Consider the following 794-nt stretch of genomic DNA (forward strand, 5'->3'; position numbering starts at 1 on the left):
TAATAAATGTATTAACTATAACTTAAACTTTTTATATTCTTAACTCAATTTATTCTTAAAATTTCTATCCCTCTATATTTCATAAAAACAATATTCTATACTAAATTAGAATATTAAATTCGACTATCTCTGGCACATTAAAAAATCTAAATGGCAACTTTGTACTTCCAAGACCAGAACTCACATATAGATGATTTCCCTTTATATCATAAAATCCTTTAGTGTATTTCCTTCCATATGGAGGAGTAACTAAAGCCCCTTTAAAAGGCAATCTTATTTGACCACCATGACTATGTCCAGATAAAACTAAATTCATTGTATCTTGACTAAGCATGTCTACCAAATCTGGCTCATGTGCTAACAATAAATTAAAACTATTATAATCAGTTTTTCTCTCCAAATCCTGTATATTTGGACTACCCTTTAATATCTCATCAACTCCAAGTATATTAATATACTTATTATCTTCAAGTTTTATTTTCTTATTTTCATTAACTAAAAGATGAAAGTTAGAATTTCTCATAATTTGTCTATAATACCTAGGAAGTTCATACATATAATCATGATTACCGAATACTGAGAATTTTCCTAACTTTGCATTCATACTAGATAAAATCTTCGTAATTTCATCTACATCTGGATTTTTATTAGAATAATCACTGAACCTCCCATGACTAAAGTCACAGGGTTCCTGCTTCATAGAATTTTGCATACTAGAATATGTCTTACCAATTCTCCACAGGCTATCCCCGTAGTTCCTACGGTTCTTACATATGTTATCTATTTTAAACTGT

Annotated in this window: 1 protein-coding gene; it reads right to left on the minus strand. The window is 28.8% G+C overall.

The annotated features are described in order from the left end of the window. Nucleotides 1-100: 100 nt before the first annotated feature. On the minus strand, nucleotides 101-794 hold a 694-nt coding region (locus tag KGF50_RS21715; RefSeq protein WP_227849982.1), incomplete at its 5' end, for a metallophosphoesterase.

This window comes from Clostridioides sp. ZZV15-6598 (assembly GCF_020657705.1).
Lineage (GTDB): Bacteria > Bacillota > Clostridia > Peptostreptococcales > Peptostreptococcaceae > Clostridioides > Clostridioides difficile_F.